This window comes from Plantactinospora sp. KBS50 (genome assembly GCF_002285795.1).
Lineage (GTDB): Bacteria > Actinomycetota > Actinomycetes > Mycobacteriales > Micromonosporaceae > KBS50.
In genome coordinates, this window is sequence record NZ_CP022961.1 from 76,468 (window position 1) to 97,243 (window position 20,776).

Below are 20,776 nucleotides of genomic sequence, written 5' to 3' on the forward strand. Positions count from 1 at the left end.
GCGTCACCCCGTCCGGGGCCCCGTCACAAGCGACCCGGGACCGCCCATCTCCAGGAGGAACCCATGGACTTCCGGTTGACCGACGAGCAGGAGGCGCTGCGCGAGTCGGTCCGCGAGTTCGCCCGCGAGGTCGTCGCGCCGGTGATCGCGGAGCACTACGAGCGGCACACCTTCCCGTACGAGATCGTGCGGCAGATGGGCAAGATGGGCCTGTTCGGGCTGCCGTTCCCGGAGGAGCACGGCGGGATGGGCGGTGACTACTTCGCGCTCTGCCTGGCCCTGGAGGAACTGGCCCGGGTCGACTCCAGCGTCGCGATCACCCTGGAGGCGGCCGTCTCGCTCGGTGCCATGCCGATCTACCGGTTCGGCAGCGCGGAGCAGAAGGCGCGGTGGCTGCCGAAGCTGACCAGCGGCGAGGCGCTGGCCGGGTTCGGACTCACCGAACCGGGCTTCGGCTCCGACGCCGGCGGTACCGCCACCCGGGCCGTGCTGGACGGCGACGAGTGGGTGATCAACGGCTCGAAGGCCTTCATCACCAACTCCGGGACGGACATCACGTCGCTGGTCACGGTCACCGCGGTCACCGGCACCCGGCCGGACGGTGCCAAGGAACTCTCCACCATCATCGTGCCCTCCGGGACGCCGGGTTTCACCGTGGCGCCCGGGTACTCGAAGGTCGGCTGGAACGCCTCGGACACCCACGAGCTGACCTTCGACGACTGTCGCGTACCGGCCGAGAACCTGCTCGGGGAGCGCGGTCGCGGCTTCGCCCAGTTCCTGCGGATCCTGGACGAGGGGCGGATCGCGATCGCCGCGCTGTCGGTGGGGCTGGCCCAGGGCTGCGTGGACGAGTCGGTGCGGTACGCGGGCGAGCGCCAGGCGTTCGGCCAGCCGATCGGCAACTACCAGGCGATCCAGTTCAAGATCGCGGACATGGAGCTGCGCGCCCACACCGCCCGGCTGGCCTACTACGACGCCGCGGCCCGGATGCTCGCCGGCGAGGACTTCAAGCGGCAGGCCGCGATCGCGAAGCTGCACGCCAGCACCATCGCGGTGGACAACGCCCGCGAGGCCACCCAGATCCACGGCGGGTACGGCTTCATGAACGAGTACCCGGTGGCCCGGTTCTGGCGGGACGCCAAGATCCTGGAGATCGGCGAGGGCACGTCCGAGGTGCAGCGGATGATCATCGCCCGCGACCTCGGGCTCTGACCGGCAGTCGCCGGCGACGGAAGTTGTGTTCGCCGGCGACCTACGTCACGGCCGCCGGCGACCTACGTCACGGCCGCCGACGACGGACGTCACGGCCGCCGACGCGGCGGGGCTCCCGTCCGGTACGGCGAACCCGGCTCGCATCCGACACGGAACGTGACGGATCACTGACAGTCGGCTCGGCCGTACGACCGATCCGGCCGCCCGGGGTGGCTGCTTGGCTGGACCCGCGGGCGGCACGGTGCCGCCGCCGCGGAGGTCGCCATGCTGGCTGCGCTGGGCCGCGCCCTGTACCGCCGGCGCTGGGTCGTGCTCGCCGGCTGGGGCGCACTGGCGCTGATCGGCGCGCTCGCCGCCGGCCCGCTGATGCACCGGGTCGGCGACGACGGGCCGCTGCGTCCGGACGCCGAGTCCCGGGTGGCCGCGCAGCGGATCGCGGACCTGTTGCCCGAGGGTCCGCTGATCGTGGCCGTGGTGGGTGACCGCGACCCGTACGATCCGCCGCTGGTGGCCAGCGTCCAGGGGATCGCCGCGCGGCTGCGGGCCACCGCCGGCGTGGTCGAGGTGCGGGACCTCTACGACCCGGGCGGCAGCCGGATCGGTGCGGACAACCGCAGCAGCCTGGTGACCGTCGAACTCGCCCGCGGACTGTCCGAGCCGGACCTGCGGCGGCTGGCCGACGGCGTGGTCGACCTGCTGCACCGGATCGACGCCCCGCGGGTGCTGGTGGGCGGTGCGCCGCTGGCCGATCGGACCTTCGTCGACCAGGCCGGCCGGGACGCCGCGCGGGGGGAGTCCGTCGCGCTCGGCGTCCTGCTGCTGCTCCTGCTCGTCGTGCTCGGCCCGGTTGCCGGCATGGTGCCGCTGGTCGCGGCGCTCGGCACCGTCGCCGGCACCCTCGGCGCGCTGCTCGCGCTGGACCGGGTGACCGGCGTCGGGCAGTTCACGGTCAACGTGGTGACCCTTCTCGGTACCGGTCTCGCCGTCGACTACGCGGTGTTGCTGGTGGCCGCGTTCCGCGAGGAACAGGCCGCCGGGGCGGCGCCGACCGCCGATCTGATCGCGCGGACGGTGCGCGGCGCCGGGCGTACCGTCCTGGTCGCCGGCGCCGCCGTGGCGGCGGGGATGGCGGCCCTGACGCTGTTCGGCCAGCCGCTGCTGGCCGGGATGGCCTACGGCGGGGTGGTGGTCGCGCTGGTCGCGACGCTGGCCGGGGTCACCCTGGTGCCGGCGCTGCTCGCAGTCTGCCGGCCGCGTATCGGGCCGCCCCGCCGGCTCCCGTCCGCGGTACCCGGCACCCCGCTGCTCCGGCTGGCCCGGTACGCGCAGCGCCGCCCGGTGCCGGTGCTGATCGGCGTGGCCGGTGCGCTGCTGCTGCTCGCCCTGCCGCTGCTGTTCGGCGCCCGGCTGGCCGACCCGGGCGTGCGGGCGCTGCCACCGGAGGCGGAGGCCCGCCGGGCGTACGAGGTGCTCCAGCGGGACTTCGAGGCGGACCGGGCTCCGGCGTTGACCGTGGTGCTGGCCGGCGATCCGGGCGGCGCCGAGGTCCGCGACATGATCAACCGGATCAACCGGCTTCCGCGGGTGCTGCGGACCCAACCCCGACCCGACGTACCGGTCGGGACGACGGTGCTGGACGTGACCCCCGCGGGCGGCCCCGGCGGCACCGCGTCCGGTGAGCTGGTGACCCAGGTACGCGGGCTGCCGAGCCCGGTTCCGATGCTGGTGGGCGGGCCGGCGGCGGAGCTTGTCGACTACCAGGAGTCGGTGCGCGCCCGGCTGCCGCTGGCGCTGCTGGCGTTGGCGCTGTCCGCGGCGGTTCCGTTGTCCCTGCTCACCGGCTCGGTGGTGATTCCGGTCAAGGGCATGCTGCTGACCGCGCTCACCCTGCTGGCCAGCCTCGGGCTGCTCGTGCTGGTCTTCCAGCACGGCGTCGCGGCCGGGGCGCTGGGGGTACGCCCCGGTGCCGTCGACGTGACGACGCCGGTGCTGCTGCTCGTCTTCGTGGTCGGCCTGTCGACCGACTACGAGGTGTTCCTGCTGGCCCGGATCACCCGGGAGTGGCGCCGCGCCGGCGCCGGAGCCGGGGCCGCCGCCACCGACCGCGCGGTGCTGGCCGGCATCGGCCGGACCGGGCCGGTCGTGACGCTCGCGGCGGCCTGCATCACGGTGGTCTTCCTGGGCTTCCTGACCGGCCGGCTGAGCGCGGTCAAGGAGGTCGGCTTCGGCATGGCGGTGGCGGTGGCAATCGATGTGACGCTGGTCCGCGGGCTGCTGCTGCCCGCGCTGATGCACCTGCTGGCGCACCGCAACTGGTGGATTCCGGCCTGGCCGGGCCGGCGGCGGCGGGTCGTGGACCGGGTGCCGGACGCGCCCCGGGTGCCGGCTGTCTGACCAGCGGGTCAACTGTCGGATTTCCGGCGGTCATCCGTCGGCACATCGACGGAGCGGTCCCCCGTGTCGCCTGCTCTGCGTACCCTTCCGGCCATGGCGGAGGATCATGGGACCACCCGGGGACCGGTGACCCTCGACGAGTTGCTGCGGAACCGGCGCCGGTCCGTCGGGCTGACCCAGTCCGAACTGGCGCAGCGGGCCGGCATCGGGGTGCGGACCGTCCGTGATCTGGAGCGGGGGCGGGCGACCCGGCCGCAGCGCACCACGGTCGAGCTGCTGGCCTCGGCGCTCGGCCTGACCGGTGAGGACCGGTTGCAGTTCCTGTCCACCGCGCGCGGCCCGGCGGCGGTCCGGGCGGCCGATGAGCAGCCGGTCCGGGCATCCAGCCTCGGCCTGCCGGCGCCGGTCGAACTGGTCGGCCGGGATCAGGACGTGGCCGAGCTGAGCGGCATCCTGGGCGCCCCGGACGGTGCCGCTCCGCCGGTGGTGAGCCTGGTCGGGCTGGCGGGGGTGGGCAAGACCGGGCTGGCGCTGGCGGTGGCGGCCAGGATCGCGGACCGGCATCCGGGCGGGATCGCCGGCATCGTGATCACCGAGGGTTCGTCCGCCAACGACGTGCTCTCCGCGGTGGCCATGGTGTTCGGGGTGGCCCGCTCCGACGACCTGCCGGTGCGGCTCGCGGAGGGGCCGACGCTGCTGCTGGTGGACGCCGTCGAGCGGCAGCCCGCGCCGGTCGCCGAGGCGGTGCACTGGCTGACCGTGCGCGCGCCGAGGCTGCGGGTGCTCGCCACCGGCCGGCATCCGGTGGGGCTGCCGGGCGAGCGGGTCTGGCCGGTGACCCCGCTGGAGGTGCCGCCCGCGGACGCCCGGCCGGATCTCGCGGTGGCCGCCCACTATCCGGCGGTGGAACTCTTTCTCCGCCGCCTGCGGCAGGTACGCCCCGAGCCGCCGCGGCCGGACGAGCTGCCGGCCCTGGTCGGTCTGGTGCACCGGCTCGGTGGTCTGCCGCTCGCGATCGAGCTGGCCGCCGCCCGGGGCCGGATCCTCGACCTCAACGAGATGCTGCTGCGGTACGGCGATCGGGTGCTGGACCTGTCCAGCCCGTCCACCACCCGGCAGGCCGTGGCGGTGACGCTGCGGGACGCGGTGGCCGCCAGCTACCGGCTGCTGGAGCCGGACGAGCGGGCGGCGCTGCGCCGGCTGGCGGTGTTCCGCAACCGCTGGTCCGTGGAGCTGGCCGAGGCGATGCTGGACGGGCCGGAACCGATCGGTGCAGGCGGTCCCGCGCGGATCGAGGCCGATGTCGAGGCCGGGCCGCCGCCGGCCGATCCCGTGTCGCTGCTGGACCGGCTGCTGGCGCTGGGTCTGCTGAGCGCCCGGGGCACCGGCGAGTTCCGGTTCCGGCTGCTGGACGTGGTGCGGGACTTCGCCACCGAACGGGCGGCGGCCGACGGCGAGCTGACCCAGATCCGGCGCCGGCACGCCGTGGTGCTGGCGAACCTGGCCAACCGGGTCGCGCCGGAGCTGGTGGGTGCGAACCTGATCCGCGCGGTCGGGACCCTGGACGAGGTGACCCCCGACCTGTGGGCCGCGCTCGCGCACGCCGCCATCGACGATCCGCACACGGCGCTGCGGCTGGCGGCCGCGCTGCCCCGCTGGTGGCGGTTCCGCGGGCGGGACCGGTCCGGCCGGCAGTGGCTGCGCCGGTTGCTGGACGATCCGCGGACCGCCGACGCGGACCCGGTGCTGCGGGCCTGGGCGCAGATCGGCATCGCGCAGTTGGCGCAGGAGCACGGCGAGGGGCCGCGGGAACTCACCACCGTCCAGGAGGCGTTGTGGCAGTTCCAGCAGGCCGGCGACGTGGCGGGTGAGCTGGTCGCCCGCAGTGTGCTGTGCGGGCTGTACACGGCGGTGGGCGGGCACGGGGAGGCGCGGCGGCACGGCGAGGCGGTGCTGGCGCTGGCGGGTCGGACGGGTCGGACCCGGGACATGGCCGTGGCGCAGAACAATCTGACCTGGCACGAGATCCGGGTCGGTGATCTGGCGGCGGCCCGGCGCCGGCTGGCCGCGGTGGATCGGCTCGCGGCGCAGTGTGGTGAGGAGCGGCTGCGGGTGCTGGCCCGGGCGAACCTGGCCGAGGTGGCCCGGCTGGACGGCCGGTACGGCGAGGCCGCCCAGCACGGCCGGCGGGTGGCGCGGGTCCTGGACGACCTGGGCGATCCGGGTCACCGGCGCCGGGTGCTCGGCACGGTCGGCCTGGCGTTGGCGCAGGACGGCCGGGTGACCGAGGCCGAGGCGGTGCTGGTCGAGTTGCGAGGCACGCTCCCGCCGGTCGAGCCGTCCGGCGGGATCGGCGATGGCCCGATGATCTCCGCCGGTTCGGGGCCGATGCGGGAGGACGGCACGATCGCCCTGCTGGAGGGGCACTTGGCGCTGCGCCGCGGTGATCGGGAGTGGGCGGCCGAGTGGTTCGCCGCGGCGGAACGGGCCAGCACGCACGCCCGGGACGCGCGGGACGTGGTGGAGGCCCTGGTCGGCCTGGTGGTGAGCACCGACGATCCGGACGCCCGGGCGGCGCAGCGGGTCCGCCTGGACGAGGCTTGCCGGGACGCGGCGATCAGTCTGCTGCCGCAGGAGCGCGCGTTGCTCGACTCGGTCGGGTCGATACCCGCGCCCCGCCCGTCGCTGGACTGAACCGTCGCTGGACCGAGCCGTCGCTGGACCGAGCCGCTGGGGCGGAGATGTCCGGGCGGTGATCTACCGAGCGCCGATGTCTGAGCGCCGATGTCTGAGCGCCGATGTTGTTCGGGCGGTGATCTCCGGGTCGGAACGCTCTGACCGGCGTTGACCCAACCCCCTGATGGGTCAACGCCGGTCCAGACCGCCCGAGGTGGCGCGGATGGATCGGCCCCCGACAGCCCCTCGCTCGCGTCCATCCACGCCACGCCCGTGCCCCCCGCCTGGAGACAGTAGCCAGCGTTGCCGGGTGTTTTGCGCCTTTGGTCCCAAGTGTTGCGCTCTCCGGATGACTTCTGCCGGTCTTTCTGCCGGTGTTCCGGGTCGCTCCGGGCAGGGCCGTGCGGCGGGTGTTACCGCTCGTCACGCCCGGTGTCGATGACCGTCGCCGGCTGCTCGTGGTGCGCGTCGGCCGGGTTGGCGACGCTGCCCGCGGTGGCGCCGGGGTGCACCGCGTCGCGCACGGTGCGTAGCGAGACGAGCAGGTGATCAAGGTCCTCCGGGCTGAGCTGTCCGGTGAACCACTGCTCGATGATGCGCAGGTGGTCGGGGAGCGCCCTGTTCAGCCGGTTCCGGCCCGACTGGGTCACCACGGCGTACGAACTGCGCCGGTCGGACGGGCAGGCGCGCCGGCAGAGCAGGCCGTCCCGCTCCATCCGGTCCACCACCCGGGTCACCCCGCTGGTGGAGAGCGAGGTCTGTGCCGCCAGGTCGCTCATCCGCAGCTGGTGTCCGGGGGAGCGGGCCAGCCGCATCAACACCTCGAATTCGACCACGGACAGGTTGTGCTCCTCCAACTGCGTGGCGAATCGGCCGGCCAGCCCGGAGTACGTCTCGACGAGCAGGCCGAGTGCCGTGATGCGGGGGTCGTCGAAGACGTTCTCGGTCACCCGTCCATCCTACAGGAACTTGACGGGAGGAATATTGCTGCGACTATAGTTGCTTAGTCAGACATCTGATCGGCAAGCCAGTTCCCAGAGGAGTTCCGCATGACCACCAGCACCGGCGTCACCCGCGAGTGGCAGGGCCTCACCATTCCGGCCCCCGGTACCTACCAGCTCGACCCGGCGCACCGGCGGGTCGGCTTCGTGGCCCGGCACATGATGGTGAGCAAGGTGCGCGGGGAGTTCACCGAGGCGTCCGCCACCATCACCGTGGCGGAGGACCCGCTGGAGTCCGCCGTGCAGGCCACCATCGGTGCGGCCAGCATCACCACCGGTCAGGACGACCGGGACGCGCACCTGCGCAGCGCCGACTTCCTGGACGCTGAGAAGTACCCGACGCTGGAGTTCCGCAGCACCGGTGTCACCTCGCACAGCGGCTCCGAGTTCGTCCTGGCCGGCGAGCTGACCATCCACGGGGTGACCCGCCCGGTCGAGCTCAAGGTGGAGTTCGAGGGCGTGGGGCGCAGCCCGTTCGGGCAGGACATCTTCGGGTTCACCGCGAGCACCGAGATCGACCGCGAGGACTTCGGCCTGACCTGGAACGTCGCCCTGGAGACCGGCGGCGTCCTGGTCGGCAAGAAGATCAAGATCGAGATCGAGGGCGAAGGCGTCCGCCAGTCCTGATCCGGCGGTCCCGATCCGGCACGTCCGGCGGCCCGCATCCGGCATCCGGATGCGGGCCGCCGCGTGACTGAGCCCACTGTGATCGCGCGGACCGTCCGGGTAAGGCAGGATGAATCGTCCGCCGCCGCGTACCTGGAGGGCACAATGGGCCGCGACGTCTCGCAGGGCGTCTTCTCCCGAGAAGATCGGGTGCGTTACCGGCAGAAGGTCCGTCGCTGTCTGGACGTCTTCGCCCTGATGCTCGACGATTTCGGCTTCGACGCGGACCGGCCGATGACCGGCCTGGAGATCGAGCTGAATCTGATGGACGGCCTCGCCGAGCCGGCCATGCGCAACTCGGAGATCCTCGCCAACCTGGCGGATCCCAACTTCCAGACCGAGCTGGGCCGGTTCAACCTGGAGCTGAACGCCGCGCCGCGGCTGATCGACGGCAACGGGTTCGCCGACTACGAGCAGGACCTGCGGGACAGCCTGGCCAGGGCCGACGAGCGGGCGGCCGGCTTCGACGCCCAGATCGTGATGGTGGGCATCCTGCCCACCCTGACGGCCGGGCACCTGGTCGTGGACAACCTCTCCGCGAACGAGCGCTACCAGGTGCTCAACGAGCAGATCGTGACCGCCCGGGGCGAGGACATCGAGCTCGACATCCGGGGCGTGGAGCGGCTGGAGACGCACACCGACTCGATCGCCCCGGAGGCCGCGTGCACGAGCCTCCAGTTCCATCTCCAGGTCGCGCCGGACAGCTTCGCCGACGTCTGGAACGCATCCCAGGCCATCGCCGGGGTCCAGGTGGCGCTCGGCGCCAACTCCCCCTACCTGTACGGGCGGCAGCTCTGGGCCGAGACCCGCATCGCCCTCTTCGAGCAGGCCACCGACACCCGGCCGGACGAGCTGAAGGCCCAGGGGGTACGTCCGCGGGTGTGGTTCGGCGAACGGTGGATCACGTCGATCTTCGACCTCTTCGAGGAGAACGTCCGCTATTTCTCGCCGCTGCTGCCCATCTGCGACGACGAGGACCCGGTGGAGGTCCTGCACGAGGGGGGCGTGCCCCAGCTCGCCGAGCTGCGGCTGCACAACGGGACCGTCTACCGCTGGAACCGCCCGGTCTACGACATCATGAACGGCCGCCCGCACCTGCGGGTGGAGAACCGGGTGCTGCCGGCCGGACCCACCGTGGTGGACATGCTGGCGAACGCGGCGTTCTACTTCGGGCTCGCCCGGGAGCTGTCCGAGGCGGACCGTCCGGTGTGGAGCCAACTGACCTTCAGTACCGCCGAGGAGAACTTCCACGCGGCGGCCCGGCGCGGCATCGAGGCCACCGTCTACTGGCCGCGGCTCGGCGAGGTACGGGTCACCGATCTGGTCCGGGACGTGTTGCTGCCCCGCGCCGCCGCCGGGCTCGACCGGTTCGGGGTGGATCCGGCCCAGCGGGACCGGCTGCTCGGCATCATCGAGGAGCGCTGCCGGACCCGGCGCAACGGTGCGGTGTGGCAGACCGAGACGGTCCGCGCGGCCGAGCGCGGCCGGGGGATGGCCCGGCAGCCCGCGCTGCATCACATGGTCCAGCGCTACGGCGAACTGCAACGGACCAACGAGCCGGTGCACACCTGGCCGGTGGAGTGACCACCGCCGGTCCGGGGTGGGGTGGAGCGACCACCCGGACCGTCAAGCGCCGGGGTGGAGTGACCTGGGCCGGTCCGGGTCGGGCCGGTGGTCAGCCGTTGGACCTGCCGCGGGCGGAGCCGTCGGAACCGGTCGCGGATGTACCCTCGCCGGCGCCGCCCGTGGCGGACTGCTCGGGACCGCCCGGCTGGGTCGGCACCCGGCCCGCCCGGCCGCGGGCGCCCCGGGCGGACCTGCCCCGCGCGGTACCCGTCCCGGATCCCGGATCCGGCGGCGTGCCCTGGGCGGTGCCGCCCTCGGTGGCCCTGCGGTCGGTCGCCCCGTCGGCAGCCCCGTCCGGCGCCGCGTCCGCTGTCGGCACCGTGGCCCGGCCCACCGGCCCGGTCTGCTTCGGCCCGGTCTGCTTGCGGCCGGCCGGGGTCCGCGCCGGGTCGGCTCCGGTCGCCGGGTCCGCCCCGGTCCGTCCGGCCTCCGGCCCGTCCGTTCCGGCCACCGGCCGCGGGCCGTCCGGCCGGTCCGGGTCGCTCTCTCCGGTCGCCGTACCGATCGCGGCCTCGGCCTGGTCCGCCCCGGTGTCGGCCGCCGTCGCCGGAGTGCCGGCGCGGTCCCGACGCTGCGCGCGGGCCGCGACCAGGGCCGAGCCGAGCAGCCCGACGACCACCGCGTACGGCGCGATGACCTGGGCCGGGAGCTGGTCGGCGCGCAACCCCGCGAGTCGCGGCGTGGTCAGGAAGTACGCCGCGGCCACCAGCAACGGACCCGCCGCCCCGGCGACGGTGGCGCCGACCCGGAACGCGGCGTCGGCGGCCTGGCGGCGGGCCGCGACGGCCCCGAACACCAGCGCCGAGGTGAACGAGAGCGCCGCGCCGGGCCAGTACAGATAGCCGCGTAGCCAGTACCGGTCGCCGTCGGTGATCCGCCACATGCCCAGTTGCGTGCCGGAGGACCGGTCGCCGGCCAGCACGCCGTCGATGACCGCGACGATCGCCAACGCCCAGACCCAGACCAGGGTGGCCAGGACGTTGGTGGCGACCGCCGGTGAGGTCAGCGCCCAGATCGCGGCGAACACCCCGATCAGCACGCCGAGCACCGCGTACGCGGCCGCGATGGTCTGCGGGGAGAATGCCTCCGCCCTGGTCGCGGCGCGGGCCGGGACCGCCACCAGGGCGACGGTCAACAGGCCGCCCAGCGCGGCCGCGAGGGCCAGCACCAGCCGCCAGAGACCACCGGTCAGTCCCGGGCTGCCGCCCGGCGCCGCGCCGGACCCGGAGTTGCCGAGTCGCGCCGCGCAGATCGCGCCGCAGACCGTGGCCGTTGCCGACACCCAGACGGCCCAGGCCACCCCGGTCTGCCAGGCGAGCTGGCCGGTCGCGTCGGTGGCCGGCTGCCAGGCGATGATGCCGAGGCCGTATCCCAGGCCGAGTTGCGCGGCACCCGTACCGGCCGCGACACCAACGGCCGTCGCGACCTCTCCCAACCAGCCTCGTACGGCCATGCGGGGCAGCGTAGCGGGCGGCCGGCGCAGGGGCGAGCCGTGCCGCGGAACGGATCCGTCCGGCGGCGGCCGATGCTACCCAGCGCGAGACGACGGTGTCGTTCGGTCGATGGAAGGTTGCCGTTCGGCCATGGATGACTGTCGGCGGATTGACGGGGTACGTATCGCGGATCTGATCTGGTGGTGGTGTCACCCGGATAGGTTGGACGTGTGGGCTTGCCGGCCCCGGGGAGAGGACGTGGCAATGCCGGAGCAGGGTCAGCCGGGCGAGGGTCACCGAGAAAGTGGAGCCCAGGGGTCGGGGGCGGACGGGGAGCCCGACCAGACCCGGGCCTTCGATCCGTTCGACACCGCGGAGTCGCCCCGCCCGTCCGGAGCCGGCGGAGCCGACGAACCGGGCGACGCCACCAGGGTGTCCCCGCCGACGGAGCAGACCCAACCGCTGCGCCCCGGGGCGTACCCGCCGGATGCCACCCGGCCGATGTCGCCGGCCGGGCCGGCCGGATCGACCGGGCGCCAGGAGGCGGACCCGCGGGTCTGGTCGGGACGGGCCGGCGTGCCGCCACCGTCCAGCAACCGGCCGGGCGGTGCCCCCGCTCCGGAGTGGGAGGCACCGGACGGCGGCGACGGGCGGCCGTGGTGGATGCCGATCCTGCTCGGCATCGTGGCGCTGGTGCTGCTGTCGGCCCTGGTGATCGGGGTCTGGTTCATCCTGCAGTCCAGCTCGCCGGCACCCGAGCCGACGCCGAGCGCGACCCCGCCGGCCACCACGGCGGCGCCCACCAGCGCCGCGCCCACCTCCGCCGCGCCGACCTCGGCCGCGCCCACCTCGGCGGCCGCGGTCGCCGTGCCGCCGGTCACCGGACTCTCCACAGAGAACGCCCGAGCATTGCTGGACCAGGCCGGTTTGAACTACCGGCTCCAGTTCCGCAGTTCGGAGCAGCCACCCGGCACCGTCATCGAGACCGACCCCGGCGCCGGCACCGAGGTCGCGCCCGGCGCGGTGGTGACGCTGGTCATCGCCCAGGCGCCGACCGCGGCGCCCAGCACCGCGTCGTCCACCCAGCCCACCGAGCCGCCGACGAGTCCTCCGCCCGGCGGCTGAGCAGCCGCGCAACCCCGCCCCGGCGGTGCAGCAGCCGGGCAACCCCGGCCGGCGGCCGGGCCACCCGGCCCGGTCCGGCCCGGTCACACCCGGTCCGGCCCGGTCCGGTCACACCCGGGCTCGGCCGGTGGCCAACCGTCCGGTCCGGGCGGCCTCGGGCGCGCGACGCGGGGCGGGGGCCGGCGACAGGAACCGCCGCAGCCCGTTCTGCTGCACGAAGATGGTTCTCCGCTCCACCGCGTCGCCCGACATGTTGAGTTCGTATCCGTCGAGCCACAGCCAGCCGTCGTAGGTCGGCCAGTCGAGCACGCGGATCACCCGGAAGAGAATGGGGTTGTTGAACTGCACGCTCGCGTCGCGGGTCACCTGCAGGACGTCGCCTGATCGGGGAAGCACGTCAACTCCTGGTCTGGGAGATCGGACGCCAGGGCGCAGCCGGCGAGAGGTGGTCGGGTGTGCTGGCTCCGCCGTCCTTGCGGGGACGTCGCCCGGTTGGGACGCGCCGCGCGGTGCGGTGGAGTGATCTGGCCGGCCGTGTCCGGCAGCCGGTTCGCCCGGCTGCCGGGCCGGCCAACGCCCCACACCGTCCGGGAACCGCTCCCGCCGCCGCAGCCTCGTGGCATCCAGCGGCAGGGCTTTCACCCGGAGGGTCGAGGCGCGCGAGCTGACTCGGCCGTTCAGCCCCGCACGCCGGGTCCGGCGCGCGGGCGCCCGCCGGGGCGTGTTAGACGCTGAGTGATCCGAGGCATACGCACAGGGTGCATGAGTAACATGATCAATGCAAGTTGCATGTCAGTATCTGCACGGGATCGACCATCCCGCGCCCGGACGCTTGAACTGCTCGACGCCAGCGCGGCAGACTTAGCCGAAGGTTCCGTCGTCGCGGTCCGGCCGACTGTCTACTCTGTCCGCTGCGCCAAGACCGCCCGCCGATCGACGTCGCGCCCTCGGCGGGTTGCCGCCCATGCGCGATCGACCGGAGGTGACGCCGGTGACCGAGCGCCGGAGCCCGACCATCCGCCGCCGTCGTCTCGGCGCGGAACTGCGTCGACGCCGTGAAACTGCCGGCGTCACGATCGAATCCGTGGCCGAGGAACTCGAATGCTCGGCCTCCAAGATCTCCCGCATCGAGACCGGTCACACTTCCGCGACCCCTCGGGACGTCCGCGACATGCTGCGGATCTACGGGGTTGTCGGCGCGGAGAGCGACGAACTCGTGCAGATCGCCCGCGAGGCCCGGCAGAAGGGCTGGTGGCATCCGTACAGCACGGTGCTCACCGGGGCGTACGTCGGGATGGAGGCCGCGGCCAGTTCGATCCGCGCGTACGAGCAGCAGGTCGTGCCCGGCCTGTTGCAGACCGGCGAGTACGCCAAGGCCATGATCAGGGCTGCGCGTCCCGACATCAGCGCCGATGAGGTCGACCAACGGGTCCGTGTCCGGCTGGGCCGTCAGTCGTTACTGAGCCAGGACGATCCGATCGACTTGTGGGTGGTGCTGGATGAGGCGGTAGTGAGCCGGCCGGTGGGCGGCGACGCCGTCATGCGGGCGCAGTTGGCGCGGCTGGCCGAGGCGGCCGAGCAGCCCAACGTGACGCTCCAGATCCTGCCGTTCGAGGCGGGCGGGCATGCCGGGATGGATGGCACGTTCACTATCCTCGACTTCCCGGAGGCGGGCGATCCCGACGTCGTGTACGCCGAGAACGCCACCGGCGGGCTCTTCCTGGAGAAGAGTGAAGAGTTGCAGAAGTACATTTTCATTTTCGATCACATCCGGACGGCGGCTATCCCTCCGGAGGAATCCGTCGCCCTGATAGCGAAGCTGGCAGAGGAGCCATTGTGGAAGTGGAGGCCAAAGGTTTCCGCGTCGACCTGAGTCACGCCGCCTGGTACAAGAGTTCACGTAGTGGCCCCAATTGCGACAACTGCGTCGAGGTGGCCTTCGTGAGCGGTGCCATCGCGGTCCGTGACTCGAAGAACCCGAACGGGGCAGCCCTGATCTTCACGCCGGACGAGTGGGACGCCTTCGTTGGCGGTGCCAAGGACGGCGAGTTCGACCTGGACTGACCGCACCATCCCCCGTAAGAGAAGAAGTACCGGCCGCGACGCGGCGGCCGGCCACGACGCGGTCACCAACGGCCATCGGCCGGCGGTGGCCGCGTCGGTCGTTTCGCCGCGTCGGTCGTTTCCGCGGCCGTTTCACCGTGACAATCTTGCTCGGGGTGGCTGCATAGATACCCGGCGTAATGTTATGGATCGTGGCGTCGCCCTCGGCGCGGCCTGTCGTTGTACCAGGCGGTGCGGCGCTGGCCGGCCAACCCGCTCGCGGGTTCTGAGACCGAGCGAGGGCGAGACCCCATGACGATCGATTCGGAGAACCTGAGCAACGGACCGGGCAAACCGGAGCGTTTCGGCGGCAAGTACCGCGGCGCGCGCCGGGACAGCATGCTGGCCGAGGCGCCGTTGCCGACCGAAGGCACCGCCCGGGACGGCGGCGGCCCGCCCGAACCGGCCGCCATCCCGTCGCTGAGCATGGCCGGCCTCAGCGAGCCGGTCTTCGAGCCGGCCGACTGGACCGGCAACGGCGAACCCCTGCTGGAGCACCCGCTGCTCCGCGGCCTGCTGATGGAGCTGCCGCCCAAGGGCAGCGGTCCGTCGCCGGAGTGGCTCGACCGGTGGTTCGAGGCGACCCGGGCGATCCTCGACCTGCTCTACTCACAGGGCGGCGGCAAGCGCTGACGGCGCCTCCGCGGCCACCGGTTCCGCCTGGCGCGGCGCGGCCTCGGGCACCGGCGGCGCGGCGGGCGCGGCGTTGCCGCGTACCCGTGCCGCCTCGCGCCGGTCGGTGCCGGGCACCGACCGCGGCCGGGCGGTGTCGCCCCGGTCCGGGTACGGCCCGCCGGCCGCCGGGTTGCGGAGCGGGAAGGCGGCGGACGCCCGCTCGGCCAGCCGGTTGTGCCGGAGTGCCTGGCGCACGCCGATGGTCACCACGGCGAGCAGCGCGACAGTGCTCGCCGGACCCAGCAGCGGACCGCCGGGCACCGACGCCGCGTCGATCCCGACGACCACGGCGCTGATCCCGATGACCACGGCCGGCAGCCCGGCCAGCGCGGCGAGCTGCGGCGGCAGGCCGACGAGCGGATGCGCGGCCGCGGCCCGCAACGCCGGCGGCACGGGAGCGTCCGGCACCCCGACCAGCGCCGCGGCGCCGGCCCGCAGCCGCCGCAGCCGCGGCAGCGTCGACGCCGCCACGGCGAGCGCGGGCAGGGCGGGCAGCGCCGGCACGGCACCCGGCGATCCGGCCGGCGACGTACCGGAGGCGGTGAGCGCGATGAAGCCGGCCGCCGCGGTGGCGACGGCCCCGGCCAGGCCCAGCCCGAGCGCCGCGCCGGCCCACCGGGCCAGCGCGGCGGCGGTCCGGTGCCGGGGCAACCCGTCCACCAGGAGCCCGGCGGTGAGCCAGAGCGCTCCGGCGGCCAGCATCACGATCAGCTCGACGTCCATATAGGCAGCCTGGCGCAGCGGCGCGCCGCGGACATCGGGGAGCGGCCCCCTGCCGGCCCGCAGATCCGGCCCGTAGGGGCGGTACGGACCGGCTCAGACGGGGAACGTGGTGAGGCGGGTCTGCGCCGGGGCGGGCGGGGTCGCCTTCCACAGGCCGGTGCGCTGGGCGGCCAACCGGGCCAGGTAGGCCGGGTTGAGCAGGATGTACCGGCGCCAGAGCCGGCCCGGCTCCAGGCCGAGCCGCCAGAGCCACTCCAGGCCGGCGCGCTGCATCCACGGCGGCGGCGTGCGGAGCAGGCCGGCGTGGTAGTCGAAGGCGGCGCCCACGGCCAGCAGCGGCATGTCCAGCAGCGGCCGCATGGCGTACGCGAAGACCTCCTGGCGCGGGCAGCCGAGCCCGACCAGCAGCAGGCGGGCGCCGGAGTTCCGGATCCGGTCGGCGATCTCCACGTCCTCGCCGGGGTGCGCCGAGCGGAACTTCGACGGCTCGACACCGGCCAGCTTGAGGGCCGGGAACATCCGTTCGAGCGCCGGCACCAGGCGGGCCAGGGTCGGCTCGGTCGAGCCGTACAGGTAGATCGGCAGGCCCTCGTCGGCGCACCGGGCCAGGACGCGCAGCGTGAGCGTCGGGCCGTACACCCGGTCGGTGAGCCCGGCCCGGTGCAGCAGGTTCAGCGCCCAGCGCACCGGCTGGCCGTCCGGGGTGACCAGGTCGAAGGAGTTGAGCCGGGCGTTGTGCTCCGGGTCCTGCACGCCGGTCATCACCCCGTGCACGGCCAGCGCGGTCAGCGCGAACGGCCGGCGGTCCCGGGCGGCGCCCACCACCCGTTCGGCGGCGGCGTCGTAGTCCACGGCGTCCACCAGGACGCCGAGTACGTTGTGCTTGCCCTGATCGATCACGCCTTCGGCACCCAGGTCTCGGCGTTGGCCTCGTACATCTCCCGGAGGATCATCGGTACGTCGTAGGTGATCTTCCAGTCCGGGTAGTGCTCCTCGAACCGGGCCATGCTGCTGATCCACCACTGGTGGTCGCCGATCCGGTTCTGTTCCACGTACTTGATCTTCGCCTGCTGGCCGCTGATCTCCTCGGCCATCCGGAACGCCTCGATGTGGGAGGCGTTGGAGTGCCGGCCGCCACCGAGGTTGTAGACCTCGCCGGAGCGCGGGTTGCGGAAGAACGCCTCGAACGCGGTCAGTACGTCGTGCGAGTGGATGGCGTCGCGCACCATCTTTCCCTTGTAGCCGAAGAGGTTGTACGTGCGGCCCTCCATCACGGCCCGCATCAGGTAGGCCAGGTAGCCGTGCAGTTCGGCCGCGGCGTGCGCCGGGCCGGTCAGCGTGCCGCCGCGGAAGCAGGCGGTACGCATCCCGAAGTACCGGCCGTACTCCTGCACCGCCACGTCGGCGGCGACCTTGGAGACCCCGAAGATGGAGTGCAGGCAGCCGTCGATCGACATGTCCTCGGTCACGCCCTGGTGGTAGGGGTGATCCGCGGGCAGTTCGTACCGGGTCTCCTGCTCGATCAGCGGCAGGCTGTTCGGCCGGTCGCCGTAGACCTTGTTGGTGGAGCAGAAGATGAACGGCGCCTCGACGGCGTGCTGGCGGGTGTTCTCCAGCAGGTTGAGCGTGCCGACCGCGTTCACGTCGAAGTCCGTGTACGGCTCCTTGGCCGCCCAGTCGTGGCTGGGCTGGGCCGCCGTGTGGATGACCACCGCGATGTCCGAGCCGTACTTCTTGAAGACCTGCTCCAGGCCGTCCCGGTCGCGGATGTCGGTGGCGAAGTGCGTGTACGCCGAGCCGAGGTCGTCGGTGAGCCGGCGCAGGTTCCCGGCGGTCGAGCCGTCCTCGCCGAAGAAGTAGCGCCGCATGTCGTTGTCGATCCCGACCACGTCCATGCCCAGCCCGGCGAAGTGGCGGACCGCCTCCGCACCGATCAGGCCACCGGATCCGGTCACCAATGCGACACTCACACGCCACTCCTGGGGTTCGAGGGTGCAGGACAACCACCGGAGCATAACCCCGGCGGCGGGGGCGCCCGGTACGAAGAAAGGCCCCGCGGTGGCGGGGCCTTTCGGTGCTGGTGGGGAAGGGGGGAGTTGAACCCCCACGCCCTTTCGGGCACACGGACCTGAACCGTGCGCGTCTGCCATTCCGCCACTTCCCCGTGGCTGTGTGACCGGAGACGAGTGTAGTCGGCGCCCGGACCCGACCGATCATCGGGGGCCGGGACATATTACGCTGTCCCAGGTGCGCCGTGGTCGCTTCCGGCCGCGGCGGATGGAAGAGTAGCACGAGAACTCCGGTCGTCAGGACAGGCCGGTCAGCAGTCGGCCGAGCGGCGTGTGAGCTGCACGCGACCCGGCCGGATACCATCATGTCCTCGGGACCCGAGGAGGAGCCGGTGAGCGTGCTGCAGCGCTTCGAGAAGCGGTTGGAAGGCCTGGTCGAAGGAGCCTTCGCAAAGGTGTTCAAGGGGGTCGTGCACCCCGTCGAGATCCTCAACGCCATGCAGCGGGAGGCCGAGGCGCACAAGGCGATACTCGCCGGGGGGCGCACGCTGGTGCCGAACCGTTACGTGATCGATCTCTCGCCGTACGACCACAGCCGGCTGGCGCCCTACGCAGCCGCGCTCGCCCAGGAGCTGGCGCAGTCGCAGGCCGAGTTCATCGGCGAGCAGGCCTGGACGGTGTACGGCGACGTCATCGTCGAGATCGAGCGCGGCGACGGGCTCGACACCGGCATGTTCCGGGTGACCGCGGAGGTCTACACCGGCGGCGACGTCGCTCCCGTGCAGCACTCCGGCTACGACGCGCCGCCGCAGTACCCGGCGTACGACCAGGGCGGTGGTTACGGTCCGCCGCCCGGACAGGGTGGCCGCAACATCCGGCTGGTTTCCGGCGACGGTCGGACCTATCCATTGCAGATGGGTTCCACCGTGATCGGCCGGGGCGACCAGGCGACCCTGCGGCTGCCCGACGTCGGCATCTCCCGCCGGCACGCCCGGCTGGACTTCGACGGCGCCCAGGTGGTGCTGACCGATCTGGGTTCCACCAACGGCACCATGGTGAACGGGCAGCGGGTCTCCGCGGTCGCGCTCAACCCCGGTGACATGATCCAGCTCGGCACCACCACGCTGACGTTCCGCGTGGACGGCTAAAGATCTTGCCCGCTTTCGTCGTCACCGTCGCCCGGTTCGGCTTCATCATCCTGTTGTGGATCTTCGTCTTCACCGTCGTCGGAGTGATCCGGCGGGACCTCTTCGCCGGCGCCCGGTCCAGCCGGCTCGTCGCCGCGCCCCGCGGCGTGGGCGCGGCCACCCCCGGTGGCAACCGGCCGGCCAAGGTCAAGCGAGGCCGGGCGGCCCACCAGCTCGTGGTCACCGCCGGCCAACTGGCCGGTACGCGGATCACGCTGGGCGAAGCGCAGATCACCATCGGCCGGGCGGAGGATTCCACCCTGGTCATCACGGACGACTACGCGTCGGCCCGGCACGCTCGGCTCGTGCCACGGGGGGCCAGTGGTTCGTCGAGGATCTCGGCTCCACTAACGGCACGTATCTCGATCGCGCTAAGGTCACCGGACCAACCCCCGTCCCCCTCGGCGTGCCGATCCGGATCGGCCGCACCTCTCTCGAATTACGGCCATGACTCTGACCCTGCGTTATGCGGCACACAGCGACCGCGGACTGATCCGAGACGGCAATCAGGACTCCGTCTATGCCGGTCCGCGGCTTCTCGCCGTTGCGGACGGTATGGGCGGCATGGCCGCCGGTGACGTCGCCAGCAACATCGTCATTGGTGCGATGGCACCGCTCGACGAGGACGTACCGGGCGACGCCCTGGTAGACGCCCTCCGGTCGGCCGTCGACACCGCCAACCAACAACTCCGGGACACCGTCGACGCCAATCCCCAACTGGAGGGGATGGGCACCACGCTGACCGCGATGCTCTTCTCGGGCAGCAAGATCGGCATGGTGCACGTCGGTGACTCCCGCGCCTACCTGCTGCGCGACGGCGAGTTCAGCCAGATCACCAAGGACGACACGTACGTCCAGATGCTGGTGGACGAGGGCCGGATCAGCATGGAGGAGGCGAGCAGCCACCCGCAGCGGTCGCTGCTGACCCGCGCGCTGGACGGCCGCGACATCGACCCGGAGTACTCCGTCCGGCAGGTGCTGCCCGGCGACCGCTACCTGATCTGCAGCGACGGCCTGTCCGGGGTGGTGAGCGCCGAGACCATCGGCGACGCCCTGCGCGACTTCGTCGACCCGCAGCAGTGCGTGGAGCGCCTGGTGCAGCTCGCGCTGCGCGGCGGCGGGCCGGACAACATCAGCGTGGTGGTGGCGGACGCCACCGACCAGGACATCGTCGAGGCGGCGCCGATCGTGGGCGGTGCGGCGGCCCGGGATCGCGGGATGGCCACCTCGGCCGACGACTCGACCCCGGCCGCCCGGGCCTCCGCGCTCACCCCGCCGCGACCGGCCAGCCCGGAACAGGCGACCGCGCCGGCCGGTCGGGACGACGATCCCGAGCGCCCCCGCCGCCGGCCGCTGCGCACCGCCCTGCTGCTGGTGGTGCTGCTCGGACTGCTCGGCGGCGGCCTGTGGGGCGGCTGGGCCTACACCCAGCGGCAGTACTACGTCGGCGCGACCGAGGACGGGCAACTCGCCGTCTTCCAGGGCATCCCCGGGCAGGTCGCCGGGCTCAATTTGTCCAACGTGCACGCCACCAGCGCCACCCGGTTGGAGGACCTGACCACCGCCGCGCAGGAGCGGGTCAAGCTCGGCATCCAGGCCAAGAGCGAACCCGACGCGGAGCGGCGGCTGGCCGAGCTGACCAACGACGACCCGACCAACCTGAACCTCAAGCCCACCTGCCCGCCGAGCCCGCCGGTGCAGGAGTCACCCACCCCGGGCGCGGCGACCGTTCCGACCAGCGACCCGAGCATCCCGGTGGCGACGGACCCGAGCGCCTCGCCCTCGGCACCGGCCATCATCGGTACGCCGTCAGCCGCGCCGAGTCCGACGCTGTCCGACTCGACCCCGGTGACCGGCGATCCGACCGGATGCCGGTCGGTGGAGTGAGTGTGGCCCCCAGCTATCCCAGGGATGATCGGTGAGCAGCCAAACCGGATCCGCAGCGC

General features: G+C 73.0%; 17 protein-coding genes, 1 tRNA gene and 1 pseudogene. 12 read left to right on the top strand and 7 right to left on the bottom strand.

The annotated features are described in order from the left end of the window. Positions 1 to 63: 63 nt before the first annotated feature. The 3 genes from CIK06_RS00360 (at position 64) to CIK06_RS00370 (ending at position 6,300) form a co-directional block, all read left to right on the top strand. Entirely contained in the window at positions 64 to 1,212 is a 1,149-nt protein-coding gene (locus CIK06_RS00360) for an acyl-CoA dehydrogenase family protein (RefSeq protein WP_095563126.1), read from the top strand. Between the two features lie 264 nt (positions 1,213 to 1,476). Beyond that, the gene (locus CIK06_RS00365) at positions 1,477 to 3,606 is read left to right on the top strand and encodes an MMPL family transporter (RefSeq protein WP_095563127.1); all 2,130 of its coding nucleotides are present in this window, start codon (positions 1,477 to 1,479) and stop codon (positions 3,604 to 3,606) included. 93 nt (positions 3,607 to 3,699) lie between these two features. Continuing rightward, positions 3,700 to 6,300, top strand: a complete 2,601-nt coding sequence (locus CIK06_RS00370) for a helix-turn-helix domain-containing protein (protein WP_095563128.1) — start codon at positions 3,700 to 3,702, stop codon at positions 6,298 to 6,300. A 395-nt stretch (positions 6,301 to 6,695) separates the two neighbouring features. Here the strand turns inward: CIK06_RS00370 and CIK06_RS00375 are convergent, their stop codons facing one another. After that, a complete protein-coding gene (locus tag CIK06_RS00375) occupies positions 6,696 to 7,232 on the bottom strand; it encodes a MarR family winged helix-turn-helix transcriptional regulator (protein WP_095563129.1) in 537 nt (178 codons plus the stop codon). A 99-nt stretch (positions 7,233 to 7,331) separates the two neighbouring features. Between CIK06_RS00375 and CIK06_RS00380 the strand changes: the two genes are divergently transcribed. Both CIK06_RS00380 and CIK06_RS00385 read left to right on the top strand, forming a co-directional pair. After that, positions 7,332 to 7,910 (top strand): YceI family protein, encoded by a 579-nt coding sequence (locus CIK06_RS00380; protein WP_095563130.1) that lies wholly within the window; start codon positions 7,332 to 7,334, stop codon positions 7,908 to 7,910. A 144-nt stretch (positions 7,911 to 8,054) separates the two neighbouring features. Next, positions 8,055 to 9,533: a glutamate-cysteine ligase family protein gene (locus CIK06_RS00385; RefSeq protein ID WP_095563131.1), complete on the top strand. Its 1,479-nt coding sequence runs from the start codon at positions 8,055 to 8,057 to the stop codon at positions 9,531 to 9,533. Positions 9,534 to 9,624: 91 nt separating this feature from the next. Here the strand turns inward: CIK06_RS00385 and CIK06_RS32075 are convergent, their stop codons facing one another. Continuing rightward, positions 9,625 to 11,028 carry a hypothetical protein gene (locus CIK06_RS32075; protein ID WP_095563132.1) on the bottom strand — a complete coding sequence of 468 codons (1,404 nt, stop codon included), beginning with the start codon at positions 11,026 to 11,028 and terminating at the stop codon, positions 9,625 to 9,627. Between the two features lie 244 nt (positions 11,029 to 11,272). On the opposite strand from CIK06_RS32075, the gene CIK06_RS00395 reads away from it, so the two are divergent. Further along, positions 11,273 to 12,133, top strand: coding sequence for a PASTA domain-containing protein (locus CIK06_RS00395; RefSeq protein WP_095563133.1), 861 nt, complete (start codon positions 11,273 to 11,275; stop codon positions 12,131 to 12,133). Between the two features lie 108 nt (positions 12,134 to 12,241). Here the strand turns inward: CIK06_RS00395 and CIK06_RS00400 are convergent, their stop codons facing one another. Then, complete coding sequence (locus tag CIK06_RS00400; protein ID WP_095563134.1) at positions 12,242 to 12,529, bottom strand: hypothetical protein; 288 nt, start codon at positions 12,527 to 12,529, stop codon at positions 12,242 to 12,244. 595 nt (positions 12,530 to 13,124) lie between these two features. On the opposite strand from CIK06_RS00400, the gene CIK06_RS00405 reads away from it, so the two are divergent. The 3 genes from CIK06_RS00405 to CIK06_RS00415 all read left to right on the top strand — a co-directional run bounded on the left by CIK06_RS00405 (position 13,125) and on the right by CIK06_RS00415 (position 14,869). Next, a complete protein-coding gene (locus CIK06_RS00405) occupies positions 13,125 to 14,006 on the top strand; it encodes a helix-turn-helix transcriptional regulator (RefSeq protein ID WP_095567451.1) in 882 nt (293 codons plus the stop codon). Then, positions 13,976 to 14,197: a DUF397 domain-containing protein gene (locus CIK06_RS00410; RefSeq protein WP_095563135.1), complete on the top strand. Its 222-nt coding sequence runs from the start codon at positions 13,976 to 13,978 to the stop codon at positions 14,195 to 14,197. Before CIK06_RS00405 ends, CIK06_RS00410 begins: the two co-directional genes overlap by 31 nt. Before the next feature lie 291 nt (positions 14,198 to 14,488). Next, on the top strand, positions 14,489 to 14,869 hold the full coding sequence (locus CIK06_RS00415; protein WP_095563136.1) for a hypothetical protein: 381 nt from the start codon (positions 14,489 to 14,491) through the stop codon (positions 14,867 to 14,869). On the opposite strand, the gene CIK06_RS00420 is transcribed toward CIK06_RS00415, so the two are convergent. The 4 genes from CIK06_RS00420 to CIK06_RS00435 form a co-directional block, all read right to left on the bottom strand. Further along, on the bottom strand, positions 14,846 to 15,634 hold the full coding sequence (locus CIK06_RS00420; RefSeq protein ID WP_198348056.1) for a hypothetical protein: 789 nt from the start codon (positions 15,632 to 15,634) through the stop codon (positions 14,846 to 14,848). The two genes, CIK06_RS00415 and CIK06_RS00420, sit on opposite strands and share 24 nt — an antisense overlap. 93 nt (positions 15,635 to 15,727) lie before the next feature. Next, positions 15,728 to 16,531: a WecB/TagA/CpsF family glycosyltransferase gene (locus CIK06_RS00425; RefSeq protein ID WP_369916269.1), complete on the bottom strand. Its 804-nt coding sequence runs from the start codon at positions 16,529 to 16,531 to the stop codon at positions 15,728 to 15,730. Beyond that, on the bottom strand, positions 16,531 to 17,604 hold the full coding sequence (locus CIK06_RS00430) for an NAD-dependent epimerase/dehydratase family protein (RefSeq protein WP_095563137.1): 1,074 nt from the start codon (positions 17,602 to 17,604) through the stop codon (positions 16,531 to 16,533). The genes CIK06_RS00425 and CIK06_RS00430 overlap by 1 nt, the downstream gene beginning before the upstream one ends. Positions 17,605 to 17,712: 108 nt before the next feature. Then, a tRNA-Leu gene (locus CIK06_RS00435) sits at positions 17,713 to 17,798 on the bottom strand. Positions 17,799 to 18,008: 210 nt separating this feature from the next. Between CIK06_RS00435 and CIK06_RS00440 the strand changes: the two genes are divergently transcribed. From CIK06_RS00440 to CIK06_RS00450, 3 genes and pseudogenes are all read left to right on the top strand, one after another. Beyond that, positions 18,009 to 18,791, top strand: a complete 783-nt coding sequence (locus CIK06_RS00440) for a DUF3662 and FHA domain-containing protein (protein WP_095563138.1) — start codon at positions 18,009 to 18,011, stop codon at positions 18,789 to 18,791. A 5-nt stretch (positions 18,792 to 18,796) separates the two neighbouring features. After that, positions 18,797 to 19,281: pseudogene (locus CIK06_RS00445) on the top strand (FHA domain-containing protein). Next, the gene (locus CIK06_RS00450) at positions 19,278 to 20,717 is read left to right on the top strand and encodes a PP2C family serine/threonine-protein phosphatase (protein ID WP_095563139.1); all 1,440 of its coding nucleotides are present in this window, start codon (positions 19,278 to 19,280) and stop codon (positions 20,715 to 20,717) included. Before CIK06_RS00445 ends, CIK06_RS00450 begins: the two are co-directional and overlap by 4 nt. Positions 20,718 to 20,776 lie beyond the last annotated feature (59 nt).

Excerpts from the sequence above, each read along its gene's own strand:
- CIK06_RS00360 (WP_095563126.1), top strand. The coding sequence starts at position 64 with ATGGACTTCCGGTTGACCGACGAGCAGGAGGCGCTGCGCGAGTCGGTC.
- CIK06_RS00365 (WP_095563127.1), top strand. The coding sequence starts at position 1,477 with ATGCTGGCTGCGCTGGGCCGCGCCCTGTACCGCCGGCGCTGGGTCGTG.
- CIK06_RS00370 (WP_095563128.1), top strand. The coding sequence starts at position 3,700 with ATGGCGGAGGATCATGGGACCACCCGGGGACCGGTGACCCTCGACGAG.
- CIK06_RS00380 (WP_095563130.1), top strand. The coding sequence starts at position 7,332 with ATGACCACCAGCACCGGCGTCACCCGCGAGTGGCAGGGCCTCACCATT.
- CIK06_RS00385 (WP_095563131.1), top strand. The coding sequence starts at position 8,055 with ATGGGCCGCGACGTCTCGCAGGGCGTCTTCTCCCGAGAAGATCGGGTG.
- CIK06_RS32075 (WP_095563132.1), bottom strand. The coding sequence starts at position 11,028 with ATGGCCGTACGAGGCTGGTTGGGAGAGGTCGCGACGGCCGTTGGTGTC.
- CIK06_RS00395 (WP_095563133.1), top strand. The coding sequence starts at position 11,273 with ATGCCGGAGCAGGGTCAGCCGGGCGAGGGTCACCGAGAAAGTGGAGCC.
- CIK06_RS00415 (WP_095563136.1), top strand. The coding sequence starts at position 14,489 with ATGACGATCGATTCGGAGAACCTGAGCAACGGACCGGGCAAACCGGAG.
- CIK06_RS00420 (WP_198348056.1), bottom strand. The coding sequence starts at position 15,634 with ATGGACGTCGAGCTGATCGTGATGCTGGCCGCCGGAGCGCTCTGGCTC.
- CIK06_RS00440 (WP_095563138.1), top strand. The coding sequence starts at position 18,009 with ATGTCCTCGGGACCCGAGGAGGAGCCGGTGAGCGTGCTGCAGCGCTTC.
- CIK06_RS00450 (WP_095563139.1), top strand. The coding sequence starts at position 19,278 with ATGACTCTGACCCTGCGTTATGCGGCACACAGCGACCGCGGACTGATC.